Source organism: Rhizobium bangladeshense (genome assembly GCF_001662075.1).
Lineage (GTDB): Bacteria > Pseudomonadota > Alphaproteobacteria > Rhizobiales > Rhizobiaceae > Rhizobium > Rhizobium bangladeshense_B.
In genome coordinates this window covers 310245-323561 of sequence record NZ_LYPL01000002.1, presented here as the reverse complement: position 1 = coordinate 323561, position 13317 = coordinate 310245, and the positions used below count along the sequence as shown (strand labels likewise).

The 13317-nt window shown below is 64.2% G+C and carries 13 protein-coding genes; 1 reads left to right on the top strand and 12 read right to left on the bottom strand.

Annotation, left to right across the window (positions count from 1 at the left end):
- Positions 1 to 59: 59 nt before the first annotated feature.
- The 11 genes from A7X77_RS05585 to A7X77_RS05535 all read right to left on the bottom strand — a co-directional run bounded on the left by A7X77_RS05585 (position 60) and on the right by A7X77_RS05535 (position 11238).
- Positions 60 to 1472, bottom strand: coding sequence for a sensor histidine kinase (locus A7X77_RS05585; RefSeq protein ID WP_064682008.1), 1413 nt, complete (start codon positions 1470 to 1472; stop codon positions 60 to 62).
- A complete protein-coding gene (locus A7X77_RS05580; RefSeq protein ID WP_432431334.1) occupies positions 1469 to 2224 on the bottom strand; it encodes a response regulator transcription factor in 756 nt (251 codons plus the stop codon). The genes A7X77_RS05585 and A7X77_RS05580 overlap by 4 nt, the downstream gene beginning before the upstream one ends.
- A 64-nt stretch (positions 2225 to 2288) precedes the next feature.
- Positions 2289 to 3875, bottom strand: a complete 1587-nt coding sequence (locus tag A7X77_RS05575; RefSeq protein WP_064682007.1) for a Do family serine endopeptidase — start codon at positions 3873 to 3875, stop codon at positions 2289 to 2291.
- Between the two features lie 203 nt (positions 3876 to 4078).
- Positions 4079 to 4534, bottom strand: coding sequence for a cytochrome c-type biogenesis protein (locus A7X77_RS05570; RefSeq protein ID WP_064682006.1), 456 nt, complete (start codon positions 4532 to 4534; stop codon positions 4079 to 4081).
- Positions 4531 to 6519, bottom strand: coding sequence for a heme lyase CcmF/NrfE family subunit (locus tag A7X77_RS05565; RefSeq protein WP_064682005.1), 1989 nt, complete (start codon positions 6517 to 6519; stop codon positions 4531 to 4533). The genes A7X77_RS05570 and A7X77_RS05565 overlap by 4 nt, the downstream gene beginning before the upstream one ends.
- Positions 6516 to 6998, bottom strand: a complete 483-nt coding sequence (ccmE, locus tag A7X77_RS05560) for a cytochrome c maturation protein CcmE (protein WP_064682004.1) — start codon at positions 6996 to 6998, stop codon at positions 6516 to 6518. The genes A7X77_RS05565 and ccmE overlap by 4 nt, the downstream gene beginning before the upstream one ends.
- Positions 6995 to 8125 carry a c-type cytochrome biogenesis protein CcmI gene (ccmI, locus tag A7X77_RS05555; RefSeq protein WP_064682003.1) on the bottom strand — a complete coding sequence of 377 codons (1131 nt, stop codon included), beginning with the start codon at positions 8123 to 8125 and terminating at the stop codon, positions 6995 to 6997. The genes ccmE and ccmI overlap by 4 nt, the downstream gene beginning before the upstream one ends.
- A 201-nt stretch (positions 8126 to 8326) precedes the next feature.
- Entirely contained in the window at positions 8327 to 8752 is a 426-nt protein-coding gene (locus A7X77_RS05550; RefSeq protein WP_064682002.1) for a hypothetical protein, read from the bottom strand.
- Between the two features lie 118 nt (positions 8753 to 8870).
- Complete coding sequence (locus tag A7X77_RS05545; protein WP_008528801.1) at positions 8871 to 10274, bottom strand: sensor histidine kinase; 1404 nt, start codon at positions 10272 to 10274, stop codon at positions 8871 to 8873.
- Positions 10264 to 10935: a response regulator transcription factor gene (locus A7X77_RS05540; RefSeq protein WP_064682001.1), complete on the bottom strand. Its 672-nt coding sequence runs from the start codon at positions 10933 to 10935 to the stop codon at positions 10264 to 10266. Before A7X77_RS05540 ends, A7X77_RS05545 begins: the two co-directional genes overlap by 11 nt.
- Positions 10936 to 10989: 54 nt before the next feature.
- Positions 10990 to 11238 carry a hypothetical protein gene (locus tag A7X77_RS05535; RefSeq protein ID WP_010029158.1) on the bottom strand — a complete coding sequence of 83 codons (249 nt, stop codon included), beginning with the start codon at positions 11236 to 11238 and terminating at the stop codon, positions 10990 to 10992.
- A 331-nt stretch (positions 11239 to 11569) separates the two neighbouring features.
- Between A7X77_RS05535 and A7X77_RS05530 the strand changes: the two genes are divergently transcribed.
- Entirely contained in the window at positions 11570 to 12793 is a 1224-nt protein-coding gene (locus A7X77_RS05530) for an MFS transporter (RefSeq protein WP_197486794.1), read from the top strand.
- A 200-nt stretch (positions 12794 to 12993) separates the two neighbouring features.
- On the opposite strand, the gene A7X77_RS05525 is transcribed toward A7X77_RS05530, so the two are convergent.
- Positions 12994 to 13299: a Dabb family protein gene (locus tag A7X77_RS05525; protein WP_064681999.1), complete on the bottom strand. Its 306-nt coding sequence runs from the start codon at positions 13297 to 13299 to the stop codon at positions 12994 to 12996.
- Positions 13300 to 13317: the final 18 nt, after the last annotated feature.

Genomic DNA, 13317 nt, shown 5'->3' with positions numbered 1-13317 from the left:
GGTCTCGGCGCCAAACCGCCAATACGCGATTCAACCGATCGTGTTTGCGCACGGGCCGTTCAGGCAGCCTTGGCCGGGAAGATCATGCTGACGGTCAGTCCGCGCTGTTCCGGCTTTTCGGGATTGGTATCGGAGAGCTCCAGCCGGCCGTTGTGCAGTTCCATCACCGCCTCCACCAGTGAAAGCCCGAGCCCCGTGCCCGGTTTCGAGCGGCTTTCGTCGAGGCGGACGAAGCGCTTTACCACGTCGTCGCGCCGATCGGCCGGTACGCCCGGCCCGTGGTCGGCCACCGACAGGCAGACGCCGTCCGGGCGGCGGGCAAGCTTCAGCGATACCTCGCCCGCCCCTTCCGTATCGGCTGAATATTTGATGGCATTGTCGAGCAGATTGAAGATCGCCTGGCCGATCAGCTCGCGATTCCCCTGTACCTCGATCCCGGGTTCGACGCTGGCGCTCAAGCCAAGCCCAGCCTCTTCCGCCGCCGGCTCGTAAAGCTCGGCGCTGTCGGAAACGATGGCCGACAGCTCGACCGGCGTCATCTCGGCTGCGACCGAGCCTGCCTCGACGCGGGAGATCATCAGCAGCGCGTTGAAGGTGCGGATCAGTTGGTCGGATTCGGAAATGATGCCTTCGAGAGCGACGCGCCGCGTATCGACATCGGTCATGTCGAGCGCATCGGCCGCCTTGTTGCGCAGCCGCGTCAGCGGCGTCTTGAGGTCGTGGGCGATGTTATCGGAGACCTGCCGCAAGCCCTCATTCAGCTTCTCGATGCGCTCCAGCATGGTATTCAATGACATCGAAAGCCGGTCGAATTCGTCGCCGGATCCGCCGACCGGCAGACGCTGCGACAGATCGCCTGCCATGATCTTCTTGCTCGCATCCGACATGCGGTCGATGCGTTTCAGCGCGTTTCGACCGATGCCGAACCAGATGATGATCGCGCCGAGACCCATGATCGCCAAAGCCACCATCAGCGCCTGGCGCACCAACAGCCGGAAGCGCTCGGGATCGCCGAGGTCGCGGCCGACCAGAATTCTCAGGCCGTTGTCGAGCACGAAGATGTTGGCGATCGCCTTGTGCCGGCGCTCGACGCCACCACCGTCCGTATAACGCTGATAGGCGAAGGGAGCCGAGGTCCAGCCGACCTCCTCGAAAACACCAGGCTGCACCGAGGCGACATTGCCGGCGAGAATATCGCCCGAGGGGCCGGCGATGATATAGAGGTTGGCGCCGGGCTGGCGGGCGCGTCGCTCCATCGTGCGCAGCAGAAGGTTCATGCCGCCGGTGTCATAGGCACGCTGCACCTGCTCCACCTCCTGCCGGACGGCGTCGCGGATCTGGCCGGTCAGCAGCCGTTCGGACATCGCCGTCACATAGAAGACGAGGGTCGCGGCGCATATGGCGAAAAGCAGGATATAGAGTGCCGAAAGGCGGACTGCGGTGGACTTGAAGAGAACCCTGAAGCGGCTCATCCCTCGTCCTTGATCATATACCCCGCGCCCCGGATGGTTTTCAGGAGCGGCTGGCTGAAGTCCTTCTCGATCTTCGAGCGCAGGCGCGAAACATGGACGTCGATGACGTTGGTCTGCGGGTCGAAGTGGTAGTCCCAGACGTTTTCGAGCAGCATGGTGCGGGTCACCACCTGGCCGGCATTCTTCATCAGATATTCGAGCAGGCGGAATTCGCGCGGCTGCAGCGGGATTTCCTTGCCGCCGCGGCGGACCTCGTGGGAGAGGCGGTCGAGTTCGAGATCACCGACGCGATAGACGACATCCTGCTCCGGCGTGCCCTTGCGGCGACCGAGCACCTCGACACGCGCCAGCAATTCGCTGAAGGCATAAGGCTTCGGCAGGTAATCGTCGCCGCCGGCACGAAGGCCAGTCACCCGGTCATCGACCTGGCCAAGCGCGGAGAGGATGAGCACCGGCGTATGGATGCCCTTGCGGCGCAGCTCGCTGATAACGGAAAGACCGTCGCGGCGCGGCAGCATGCGGTCGATGACGATGACGTCATAGCTATTCTCCGATCCCATGAACAGGCCGCTCTCGCCGTCGCTGGCGTGGTCGGCGACAATGCCAGCCTCGCGAAAGGCTTTCGTGAGGTAGGCCGCGGCTTCGAGATCATCTTCGATGATGAGAATCTTCATGCGGCCGACATTACCCACCGGCTGCGTTTCGGCAAGGCTCAAAGCATCTGGCTGCGGAGCGGCGCTCATCGCGATCATCCTTCAAAAATCAGACAATCGAGCCGCGCGGAGTTTCCTCCGCACGGCTCCCGTTTTTCGGGGATCAGCCCTGGCCGTTGATCGGCAGAGCGACGAAACGGCTTCCTTCGCTCGACTGAATCTGGAAGAGCGCCCGGGTGCGGCCGTCCTTCTTGGCCTGGTTCAGCACCTTGACGACATCCGCAGGGGTGGAGACTTCCTGGTTGTTGACCGAGGTGATCTTCTCGCCTTCCTTGATGCCCTTGTCGGCGGCGTCGGAGTCCGGGTCGATGCCGGTGATCGCCAAGCCCTTGCCGTCATCGGAAGGACCGACCGTCAAGCCGAGATCGGCGAGCGCCTTTTCGGACGCAGGCGCCTCGGGCTGCTGCGGCTGGTTGTTGTCATCGGCGGACGCATCCTTCTGGTCGGCCGGCAGCGTACCGAGTTCGACGGTCAGGGACTGCGCCTTGCCGGAGCGCCAGACCGAGAGCTCGACCTTGCTGCCCGGCTGCATCGCGCCGATGCGGCGGCTGAGATCACGCGCATCCTTGATCGTTTCACCGTTCAGGGCGGTGACGACGTCGCCGGCCTTCATGCCGGCCTTGTCGCCCGGCGACCCGGCCTGCGGGGCGACGACGAGGGCGCCACTCGGCTCGGAAAGGCCGATGGACTCGGCGATATCCTTGGTCACCGGCTGGATCTGCACACCCAGCCAGCCGCGCGAAACCTGGCCGTCCTTCATCAGATCGGCGACGACATCCCTGGCGGTCGAGGCGGGAATGGCGAAGGCGATGCCGACGCTGCCGCCGGACGGCGAGAAGATCGCGGTGTTGATGCCGACGACTTCGCCGCTGAGGTTGAAGGTCGGACCGCCTGAGTTGCCGCGGTTCACGGCCGCATCCACCTGCAGGTAATCATCATAGGGGCCGGAGCCGATATCGCGGCCGCGGGCCGAGACGATGCCGGCCGTGACTGTGCCGCCGAGACCGAAGGGATTGCCGACGGCGACGACCCAGTCGCCGACGCGGACGTTATTGTCGTCGGCCCAGTTGACGTAGGTGAACTTCTTGCCCTTGCCGTCGACCTTCAAGACAGCGAGGTCGGTGCGCGGATCCCGGCCGATCAGCTTGGCATCGAGTTCGGTGCCGTCATTCATAACGGCGACGAAGGCCTGCCCGTCGGAAACGACGTGGTTGTTGGTGACGATGTAGCCGTCCTCGGAGATGAAGAAGCCGGAGCCCTGAGCGACCGGACGCAGTCGGCCCTTGCCGGGACCATTCGGGCCGCCGGGACCATTCTGGCCGAAGCGCCGCTGGTGGCCCTGCTGGTCGCTCGGATCCTGGCCGAACTGGCGGAAGAAGCGCTTCAGCGGGTGATCATCAGGCAGGTCATCAAAGCCGCGGCCATTGAAATCGAAGGAGAAGCCGTCATTGTTGTTGGCGACGGGATTGACGCGGTTTTCGACGCGAACGGACACGACGGCGGGCGAAACGGCATCGACGACATTGGCGAAGCTCGGTACGGCAGGCGCCTGAACCTTGACGGCTTCGGCATAAGACCGGGTGATTTCGAGCGGAACGCCGGTTGCGAGCACAGCGGCTGCGATACCGGCGACGGTAGAAGCCTTGAGCACAGTGACGAGGGACGGACGTCCGTTGAAATTCTTCAGCATTGGAGCACCTTCTCTTGTTCTTAGATCTTCAGACCGGCAAGGCCGGATCAGTCGATAACGAAGATATAGGATGGCGCACCTTACTGCGAACTGTCCGGTCAATGAAAAATTGGTAATGTTTGGAATGTTTCTGGCCGTTGCTGGTCCGGCGCTTCCTTGGGGTGCCCAAGGACTTGGAAACATCATCCCGGTTCGACGGGTTGTTATTTCTTTAGAAGCTCGTTCAGCCTCGCCTGTTCTTCCGCCGTCAGCTTGTTTCCCGTCGGCTTGCCAGCCCTCCGGCGCGCAAAGACCAGCAGTGACAGCCCACCGGCGAGCACCAGCAGCACCGGCGCGCCCCAGAGCAGCACTGTCTTCGGATTGAGCCGCGGCTTCAGCAGCACGAATTCGCCGTAGCGCGAGACGATGTAGTCCAGCACTTCCTCGTCGCTGTCGCCGTCCTTGATGCGCTCGCGCACCAAGAGGCGCAGGTCTTTCGCCAGCTCGGCATTGGAATCGTCGATCGACTGGTTCTGGCAGACCATGCAGCGCAGTTCAGCCGAAAGAGTCCGGGCGCGCGCCTCCAGCGCCGGATCGGCCAGCACCTCGTCGGGATTGACGGCGAAGGCCGGGGCAGCCGCAAGCATCAGAGCCAAAACCAGGAGCAGTCGCCTCATCATTCCGCCGGCTCCATCGCGGGTGTCGCCACCTTCGCCTTGCGGCGCGGGGCGCCGACGCGCAGGCGGCGGTCGGAGAGCGAGACGAGGCCGCCGGCGGCCATGATTAGGGCGCCGCCCCAGATGCACAGGATGAACGGCTTCCACCAGATGCGCACGACGATGCCGCCGTCGGTGGTGGCGTCGCCCAGCGAGACATAGAGCTGGCTGAGGCCGAAGGTCAGGATGCCGGCCTCCGTCGTCGGCATCTGCCGGGCGGTGTAGAGGCGCTTGGCCGACCAGGTGTCGGCGACCGCAACCCCGGCGCGCCGGATGGTGAAGTGGCCGCGCTCCTCGCTATAGTTCGGTCCCCTTGCCGGCCGCATGCCGTCGAACTCAAGGCTGTAGCCGCCGGCCTCGACCGTCTGGCCCGGCTTCATCTCGACGACATGCTCGCTCTGGAAGGTGGTGACGGCGACGATGCCGAGAACGCTGACGCCGAGGCCGGCATGGGCAAGGGCGGTGCCGAAGGCTGAACGCGGCAGGCCGGCAAGCCGGCGCCAGGCGAGACCGATGGCGAGCTTGCCGATGCCGGCGCGATACCAGAGATCGGCAATGGCGCCGAGGATCAGGAACAGCCCGGCCGCCAGCCCGAGCACCGACAGCACGGGCCCGCCATGCTCGATGTAGAACAGGATGACGGCCGCCGCGAAGGCGAGAGCTGCGACGAGATAGAGCCGCTGCAGGGCGCCGAGCAGATCGCCGCGCTTCCAGGCAAGCAGCGGCCCGAACGGCACGATGACGAGCAGCGGCGCCATCAGCAGGCTGAAGGTCATATTGAAGAAGGGCGGCCCGACGGAGATCTTGTCGCCGGTCAGCGTCTCTAAGAGCAGCGGATAGAGCGTGCCGGTCAGGACCGTGCCGCAGGCGACCGTCAGGATCAGATTGTTGAGAACCAGCGCGCCCTCGCGCGAGATCGGCGCAAACAGCCCGCCGGCCGCAAGCTTCGGCGCCCGCAGGGCAAACAGCGACAGCGCCCCGCCGATGAAGATCAACAGGATACAAAGGATGAAGACGCCGCGGGAGGGATCGCTGGCAAAGGCATGCACCGAGGTCAGCACCCCGGAGCGCACCAGGAAGGTGCCCATCAGCGACAGCGAGAAGGTCAGGATCGCCAGCAGCACCGTCCAGATCTTTAGCGCCTCGCGCTTTTCCATGACCAGCGCCGAATGCAACAACGCGGTGCCGGCAAGCCAGGGCATGAACGAAGCATTCTCCACCGGATCCCAGAACCACCAACCGCCCCAGCCGAGCTCGTAATAGGCCCAGTAGGAGCCCATGGCGATGCCTAATGTCAGACAAGTCCAGGCGGCCAGCGTCCAGGGCCGGACCCAGCGCGCCCAGGCGGCATCGATGCGGCCTTCCAGGAGAGCTGCAACGGCAAAGGAGAAGCAGACGGAAAAGCCAACATAACCGAGATAGAGCAGCGGCGGGTGGATGGCCAGCCCGACGTCCTGCAGCACCGGATTGAGGTCGCGGCCCTCGGCCGGCGCCGGATCGAGCCGCAGGAAGGGATTGGAGGTCAGAAGGATGAACAGCGTGAAGGCAAGCGAGATCCAGGCCTGCACGGCAAGCACATTGGCCTTCAGCGTCTCCGGCAGATTGCCGCCGAAGACGGCGACCAGCGCGCTGAACAACGTCAGGATCAGCAGCCATAGCAGCATCGATCCCTCGTGATTGCCCCAGACGCCGGAATATTTGTAGATCAGCGGCACCAGCGAATGCGAATTCTCCCAGACATTCTCGACCGAGAAGTCGGAGACGACATGGGCATAGGTCAAGACGGCGAAGGCAAAGACAACGAGCGCAAACATCGCCAGCGAGCCTGATGTCGCCACATCCATCATCGCCCGGTCATGGCGGCGCGCACCGATGACAGGCACGATCGAGACGATCAGCGCCGTCGCCAGCGCCAGCACCAGGGCGTAATGGCCGATCTCGATGATCATGGCGTCGCCTTCGCTTCCTGCCCCTGGCCTTTTCCTCCTTGGCCCTCCTGCCACAGCCCCTGCGCCTTCAGCCGGTCGGCCACCTCCTTCGGCATATAGGTCTCGTCATGCTTGGCGAGCACGGTGTCGGCGACAAAGACGTTCGTGCCTGACGCAAACATGCCCTCGGTGACCACACCCTGGCCCTCGCGGAACAGATCCGGGAGGATGCCGGTATATTTGACCTTGACCGCATTGGTGCTGCCGTCGGTGACTGTAAATTCCACCGTCGAGCCGGCGCCGCGCACGACGCTGCCGGCGCCCACCAGCCCGCCGAGCCGGATGCGGGTCTCCGGCGCCACCGGGGTCTTGGCCAGATCCGCCGGCATGTAGAAATAGGCCACCGACTGGCTGAAGGCGAACATCACCAACAGCACCGCCGCAAGGATGAAACCCATCCCGCCCGCGATCACCGCAAGGCGCTTCTGCTTGCGCGTCATTGCGTCATTCCCTCCGTGGCTATGCCAAGTTCCCTGGCAAGCGCCAGCAATTGCCGGCCCTGTTCACCCGCCGGCGGAAAGGCCGCAAGGCCGCGCTTCAGGGCGTCGGCTGCGCGATCCTTATCGTTCAATACGGCGTAGGAGCGGACGAGCCGCATCCATCCGTCGAAGTTGTTGGGTTCGGCGGTCAGCCTGGCGTCGAGGCTTTCGACCATGCCGCGGATCATCTGCTGGCGATCGCCGGAGCTCATGTTTTCGGCCGCCGCCACGTCTTCCGACGTCGGTCCGCCAGGCGCCGAAGGCTGGACAGCCGCGCCGCCGTTCTTGGCGATATGTTCATTGACCAGCGGCAGCCAGGGCGCATCGGCGGGCGATTGCTGCGCCAGCGCTTCGAAGGCCCGGCGCGCTTCGTCGGTCCGTCCCGCCTGCTCCATGCTGAGCGCGACATAGAAGCGGGCACGTGGATTGTTGGGTTCCAGCGTCAGCGACTGTTCAAGCGCCTGACGCGCCTCCTCTGTTACCACGCCGTCGGAGACCGCCATCAGCGTCTCGGCAAGCCCGTCGAGCCGGGTCGGGCTCGGGCCGAGAAGCCGGATCGCGTTGCGGTAGGCGACCTCAGCATCGTTGACCCGCATCGTGCGGACATAGATCGGCGCCAGCACATCCCAGCCCCTGCCGTCGTCGGGATTCTCGGCCAGGTGCCGTTCCGCCTTGGCAATCAGCACCGCCACGTCATTGCCGGGGTTTTCCAGCCGCGCCTCCAGCGGCTGCGCGGGCAGGTCCGGCCTGCCCGTCGTCAAGTAAAGACAGAGCCCGAGCACCGGCAGGAGCAGGAGAACGAAGGCTTCAGTGACACGGTGATGTCGTGCGGGTTTCGGCGTCGTCTCCGGTTCGTCGGCAGCAACGGCGATCAGCCGCCGGCCGATTTCGGCCCTGGCGTAATCGGCCTCCTCCGGTGTGATCAGCCCGCCGGCAAGATCGCGGTCGAGTTCGCGCAGCTGGTCGCGATAGACCGCCGCCTCGCCGGCGCGGCTGTTCTCCGCCGCCTTCGCGCCACGCAGAAGGGGGTAAAGCAGAATGACGGCGACGGCTGCCGTCAGAACGGCAACGAGAATCCAGAACAGCATAGCGGCCCAAATACGTGAAGCGCGCGCCCATTCCAACTGCCAAAGCCGGAATGACGAAGATTTGAGGCTATTCGCCGCAATTCAGCCGGCTTAAAGCGCGTCGCATCCAATTTAATGCATGCGGCGCGCTTTCGCTCTTTGTTTTTGTGCCTGTCGTTGTCCCGGAACCGCCGCACACTTTCGGGCGACATGCATCAGATCTTAACCGAGCGGCGACCAGCTGCCGTCGTCGTTGCGGCAGGCAGCGCCTCGCGCCACGGCGTCCTTGCCGTCGACCGTCAGCGTATGGGTATATTGCCGGCAATTCTGCGAGCCGACCTGATAGGGCGCTGCCGCCACCACCTTGCCGGTGACCGCCTTGCCGCTCCAGACCACGGGCTGGCCGGCAGCTGCCCCTTCCAGCGCCCGGTATTCGGCCTCCAGCGCCCTTTGCTTGTCGCTGTCGCTCAAGCTGACGCCGCTGCGGCCGACAATGCCGCCCTGCAGCGCAGTAATGAAGGCGGCCGATGCCGAGGGTTTGCTGGAAAAAATGCCGCGCGAAGCAGCGCTCTTCGTCGTCGTGCAGCCGGTGAGCGCGACGGCGAGAAGCAGGATGAAAACGATCATGCCTTGCGAGCGTAGAATCATTGCGTCGAACCACGATCAGAGGTCAATTTCAGCCGATCGAAGTGCAGCGTCCCCGTGTCAGCATTAAGGCAAAGCATGCTATTCATTTGCCACTATCCTTGTGACATCAAGCAGTTGGTCATGCAACATCCTTTGTGACGCCGGGCAGGATAAGCTTCGCCTTCAGCCCGCCCCATTCACCACGGGACAGCTCGAGGCGTCCCTGATATTCGTTGGAAATCTCGGTGACGATCGACAGGCCGAGCCCGGTTCCGGGCTTGCTTTCGTCGAGCCTGCGGCCGCGCTTCAGCGCCTCGCGGATCTGGTCGGGCTCCAATCCCGGCCCGTCGTCCTCGACGGCGAGCTCCACCCAATGACGGCGCGCGCTCGCCTCTGCGCCCTTGACGTCCTCGCCGGCCTCGACGGCCGAAAGCCGGACTTTGCTCTTGGCGAATCGCGCCGCATTTTCCAGGAGATTGCCGACCGTCTCCTCGAGATCCTGCTGTTCCATGGCGACGGCCAGATGCGGTGGCGAGACGACGAGATCGAATTCAGTGTCGACATTCAGGCGGCGCATGACGCGCACCAGCCGTTCGAGCGCCGGCTCGGCATCGGTGCGGGCGAGCACGGATTCGCGCTGCGCGGCGATGCGGGCCCTGTTGAGATAGGACTGCACCTGCCCCTGCATCGATTCCGCCTGGCTGCGCACCAATTCGCCATGGGATTTTTCCAGAACGCGGGCCTCGTTCAAAAGAACGGCGATCGGCGTCTTCAGCGAATGGGCGAGATTGCCGACCTGCATGCGCGCCCGCTCGACGATACGGCGGTTGCTGTCGATCAGCGCGTTCACCTCGTTGGCGAGCGGCAGGATTTCGCGCGGGAAATCGCCCTTCAACTGCTCGCTCTCGCCTGCGCGGATGCGCTCCAGGGCGGCGCGCGCCTTGTCGAGCGGCTTCAAGCCGTAGAGAATGGCCAGCGCATTGACGATCAGGCTGCCGACGCCGAAACCGGCAAGCGCCAGATAGAGGCTGTGGGAAAAGGTGCGCACATCGTCCTCGACGACGTCGACATTGCCAGTGACGCGGAAGCGCGCCGCACGTCCGTCGGTGTCGAGCACCACTTCGGTTTCGGCGACCTGCACCCGGTTCCCGGAGGCATCCGTCACCTGGTAATAACGCTCGTAATTCTTGTCGAAGGGCGCTTCGACGACGGAGGGAACCGGAATGAGCGCCGAGCCGAGCGAGGGCGAGACCAGCGGCGCCGTCGTATAGGTGCCGAGCGGCTCCACCACCCAGTACCAGCCGGTCTTCGGCTGAGCAAAGCGTAGGTCGCCGAGCTGCGGACTGCCGCTCAACGCTCCCTGATCGCCGATCGTCACCGAATTGATGACGTTATAGAGCTGCGCCCGCAAGAGATCCTGGAAGCCGCGTTCGGCGCTCTTGCGGTAGAGCGTCGAGATCAGCAGGCCGATCACCACCAGGGCCACCGTCGACCAGACCGTGGTCAGCAGCAGCACACGTGCGGTGAGCGACTTAATTCGCATGTTTCGGCGCTTGGATGCGGTAACCGAGACCGCGCACCGTTTCGATCAGGTCGACGCCCATCTTCTTGCGCAGACGGCCGACGAAGACCTCGATCGTGTTGGAATCGCGGTCGAAATCCTGATCGTACATGTGCTCGACCAGTTCGGTGCGCGAGACGACCTCGCCCATGTGATGCATGAGATAGGCGAGCAGGCGATATTCGTGCGAGGTCAGTTTCAGCGCCGTGCCGTTGACCGTCGCCTTGGAGGATTTGGTGTCGAGCCGCACCGGCCCGCAGACGATCTCGGAGGAGGCATGCCCGGCAGCGCGCCGGATCAGCGCCCGGATGCGCGCCAGAACTTCCTCGACATGGAAAGGCTTGGTGACGTAATCGTCGGCGCCGGCATCGATGCCGGCGACCTTGTCGCTCCAGCGGTCGCGCGCCGTCAGGATCAAAACCGGCATGCCGCGGCCGGCGCCGCGCCATTTTTCCAGCACGGTGACGCCGTCCATCTCCGGCAGGCCGATATCGAGGATGATGGCGTCATAGGGTTCGGTATCGCCGAGGAAATGGCCCTCCTCGCCGTCGAACGCCTGGTCGACGACATAGCCCGCCTCCTTCAGCGTGTCGGTCAGCTGCCGGTTCAGGTTGACGTCGTCTTCGATTACCAGGATGCGCATCGGTCCGCCTTCGTCCGCTTCAAATCGATCATGTTCTGAATAGACCGATTCCGCCTACATCGGAACCTTTACCGTCACCTTGCGCGGACGTTGGCCGTTGCCCGACACCAGAACGGTGATGATGCAACTATCGCCCACTGGTTGCACGGACAGGAGCTGGCCGCCCGTCTGCTCGACGACCTGGGCTGCGGCTGCGCTGCAATCGCCTGCCACGCGCAGGACGAGGGTGCCCGCGCCGTCCGATGAGGGCGCCGATACCACCAGCCCGGCGGCCACTACTGCGACGCTCAGAGGAAAGGCCATGTGTTATGCTTTCAAGGGTAGTTCCAACTTGCTGCGACTATGTACTCACGTGACCTGAATGGCAAATGAATGCGCTGTAATACAGGGCGTTTAGAACCGTTCTCGACTGCTGGTGACAGCCGCTGAAAACCGACGCCGCAGCGGCCTTCGGCGGCCCCTCTGCACATGGAATTAAAGTCTTCGGCTCCAGGCACACACGGCGGGCTGGACGGGGGACGCTCGGGTCAAGCCTGCGCGCGGCGGGCCGGCGGAAATTGCAATCACAGCTTTTACCGGCCGATTGAAACTGTTATGTCCTTGCGGCTCCCGCGTTCAGGCCATTTCAGCACCAATGCCAAACTCCCTCCGCTTCCGCTCGGCGCAGACGGTCTTCGTGCTCGCCATCACCCAGCTGATCGGCTGGGGTACGACCTTCGACATGCTCGGGGTGATGGGCCGGATCGTGGCGCCCGATCTCGGCATGGCGAACGAGCTGGCGTTTGCCGGCCTGACGATCATGATGTTGGTCAGCGCCATCGTCGGCCCGGCGACCGGCCGCTGGCTTGACCGTTACGGCGCCGCCCGGGTGCTTTCGGCAGCTTCCCTGATCTTTGCCCTCGGCCTCTGTCTGCTTGCCGCCGCCAACGGCGTCATTCTCTACGCCGCCGCCTGGATCGTGATCGGCGTCGGCGGCGCGCTCGGCCTGTCGGCGCCGGCCTATACCGCTGTCGTCGAGCGTGAAGGGATGAACGGCAAGCGCGTCATCGCCATATTGATGCTGTTCACCGGGCTTTCGAGCGCCATCTTCTGGCCGATCCTCAGCTTGCTCAATGAAGTTGTCGGCTGGCGCCTCACCTTCCTCATTTGCGCAGGCCTGCAACTCTTTGTCTGCCTGCCGCTGCATCTCTTCGCCCTGCCGAAGCCGATCGCAGGCCATGTCGACGGCGGCCCAGCCGACACCGCCCCGGTGCCGCTGTCGAAGGCGTCGCAGCGCAAGGCCTTCCTGCTGATCGCCGCGGCGACGACGCTTACCACCTTCGTCACCTTCGGCATCTCGCCCTCGCTGCTCGAGATCTTCCGCCAGTCCGGCGCCACGCCGGCCTTCGCGCTGCAGCTCGGCTCGGCCCGCGGCGTGCTCGGCATCTCGGCGCGTTTCCTCGACATGCTGCTCGGCCGGCGCGGCAACCCCGTCCTCAGCGCCGCCATGGGCATCGGCCTGATGCTGATGAGTTTCCTGATGATGCTGGCGGCCGGTCCGTCGACGCCGCTGCTCGTCACCTTCGTCCTGCTTTACGGCTTCGGCTCCGGCGTCATGACCGTCGCCCGCGCGCTTCTGCCGCTGGCGGTGTTTTCACCGCGCGAATTCGGCCTGCAATCGGCCCGGCTGTCGCTGCCGCAGAACCTGGCCAATGCGATCGCCCCGGTCGTCTTCACCGCCATCCTCGACCGCGCCGGCACCGGCCCGGCGCTTTTTACCGCTGCCGCTCTCGCCGCCTTGTCGCTGACCTTCGTGCTGATGCTGATGGCGCTGATGCGCGGCGCGCGGGCAGCCCAGCCGAGCCCGGCCGTTTCATGAGGCCTGGAATGGAAGCGGTTTCCGCTGACGAATGGACGGTCGCGTTTGACGAATCTTTTGAATCCTTTGCCGCCGATTTTTCGAAAGTTGGGTCCGGTGGCTCACGGCTGCATTCGACATCCAGCGCCGCGTGTCCGAGAAACTTCCTATCCCTTTGAAATTTCAAGGAAACAATGGCAGGAAGCCGACGGCCTTCCAATTCAGAGCGGCCGCGTCACCGCTGTGCGGCTGTCGTAGTCCGCGGCGATGCGCTTTTCCCGCAGCGGCCGCACACGCTCGATCGAGCGCTGATAATCGGGATGCGCCTTATAGGCGGCAAGAGCCGCTTCATCGTCGAATTCGCCATAGACGACGAGATCGATCTCGGTGCCCAGCTGATCCGTCTTTACATTGGTGCCGATTTCCAGCAGCCGCGCATGGGGAATGGCGGTCAGGATCGAAAGCCCGGCCCTCACCTCCTCCAGATGTTCTTCCTGCACGGTGAAGAAGACGATGTGGCGGATCACGCGGAAGCTCCTGTCAGA

Bases quoted from the DNA above. Each gene is read 5' to 3' on its own strand.
- A7X77_RS05585 (WP_064682008.1), bottom strand. From the start codon at position 1,472: ATGAGCCGCTTCAGGGTTCTCTTCAAGTCCACCGCAGTCCGCCTTTCG.
- A7X77_RS05580 (WP_432431334.1), bottom strand. From the start codon at position 2,224: ATGATCGCGATGAGCGCCGCTCCGCAGCCAGATGCTTTGAGCCTTGCC.
- A7X77_RS05575 (WP_064682007.1), bottom strand. From the start codon at position 3,875: ATGCTGAAGAATTTCAACGGACGTCCGTCCCTCGTCACTGTGCTCAAG.
- A7X77_RS05570 (WP_064682006.1), bottom strand. From the start codon at position 4,534: ATGATGAGGCGACTGCTCCTGGTTTTGGCTCTGATGCTTGCGGCTGCC.
- A7X77_RS05565 (WP_064682005.1), bottom strand. From the start codon at position 6,519: ATGATCATCGAGATCGGCCATTACGCCCTGGTGCTGGCGCTGGCGACG.
- ccmE (WP_064682004.1), bottom strand. From the start codon at position 6,998: ATGACGCGCAAGCAGAAGCGCCTTGCGGTGATCGCGGGCGGGATGGGT.
- ccmI (WP_064682003.1), bottom strand. From the start codon at position 8,125: ATGCTGTTCTGGATTCTCGTTGCCGTTCTGACGGCAGCCGTCGCCGTC.
- A7X77_RS05550 (WP_064682002.1), bottom strand. From the start codon at position 8,752: ATGATTCTACGCTCGCAAGGCATGATCGTTTTCATCCTGCTTCTCGCC.
- A7X77_RS05545 (WP_008528801.1), bottom strand. From the start codon at position 10,274: ATGCGAATTAAGTCGCTCACCGCACGTGTGCTGCTGCTGACCACGGTC.
- A7X77_RS05540 (WP_064682001.1), bottom strand. From the start codon at position 10,935: ATGCGCATCCTGGTAATCGAAGACGACGTCAACCTGAACCGGCAGCTG.
- A7X77_RS05535 (WP_010029158.1), bottom strand. From the start codon at position 11,238: ATGGCCTTTCCTCTGAGCGTCGCAGTAGTGGCCGCCGGGCTGGTGGTA.
- A7X77_RS05530 (WP_197486794.1), top strand. From the start codon at position 11,570: ATGCCAAACTCCCTCCGCTTCCGCTCGGCGCAGACGGTCTTCGTGCTC.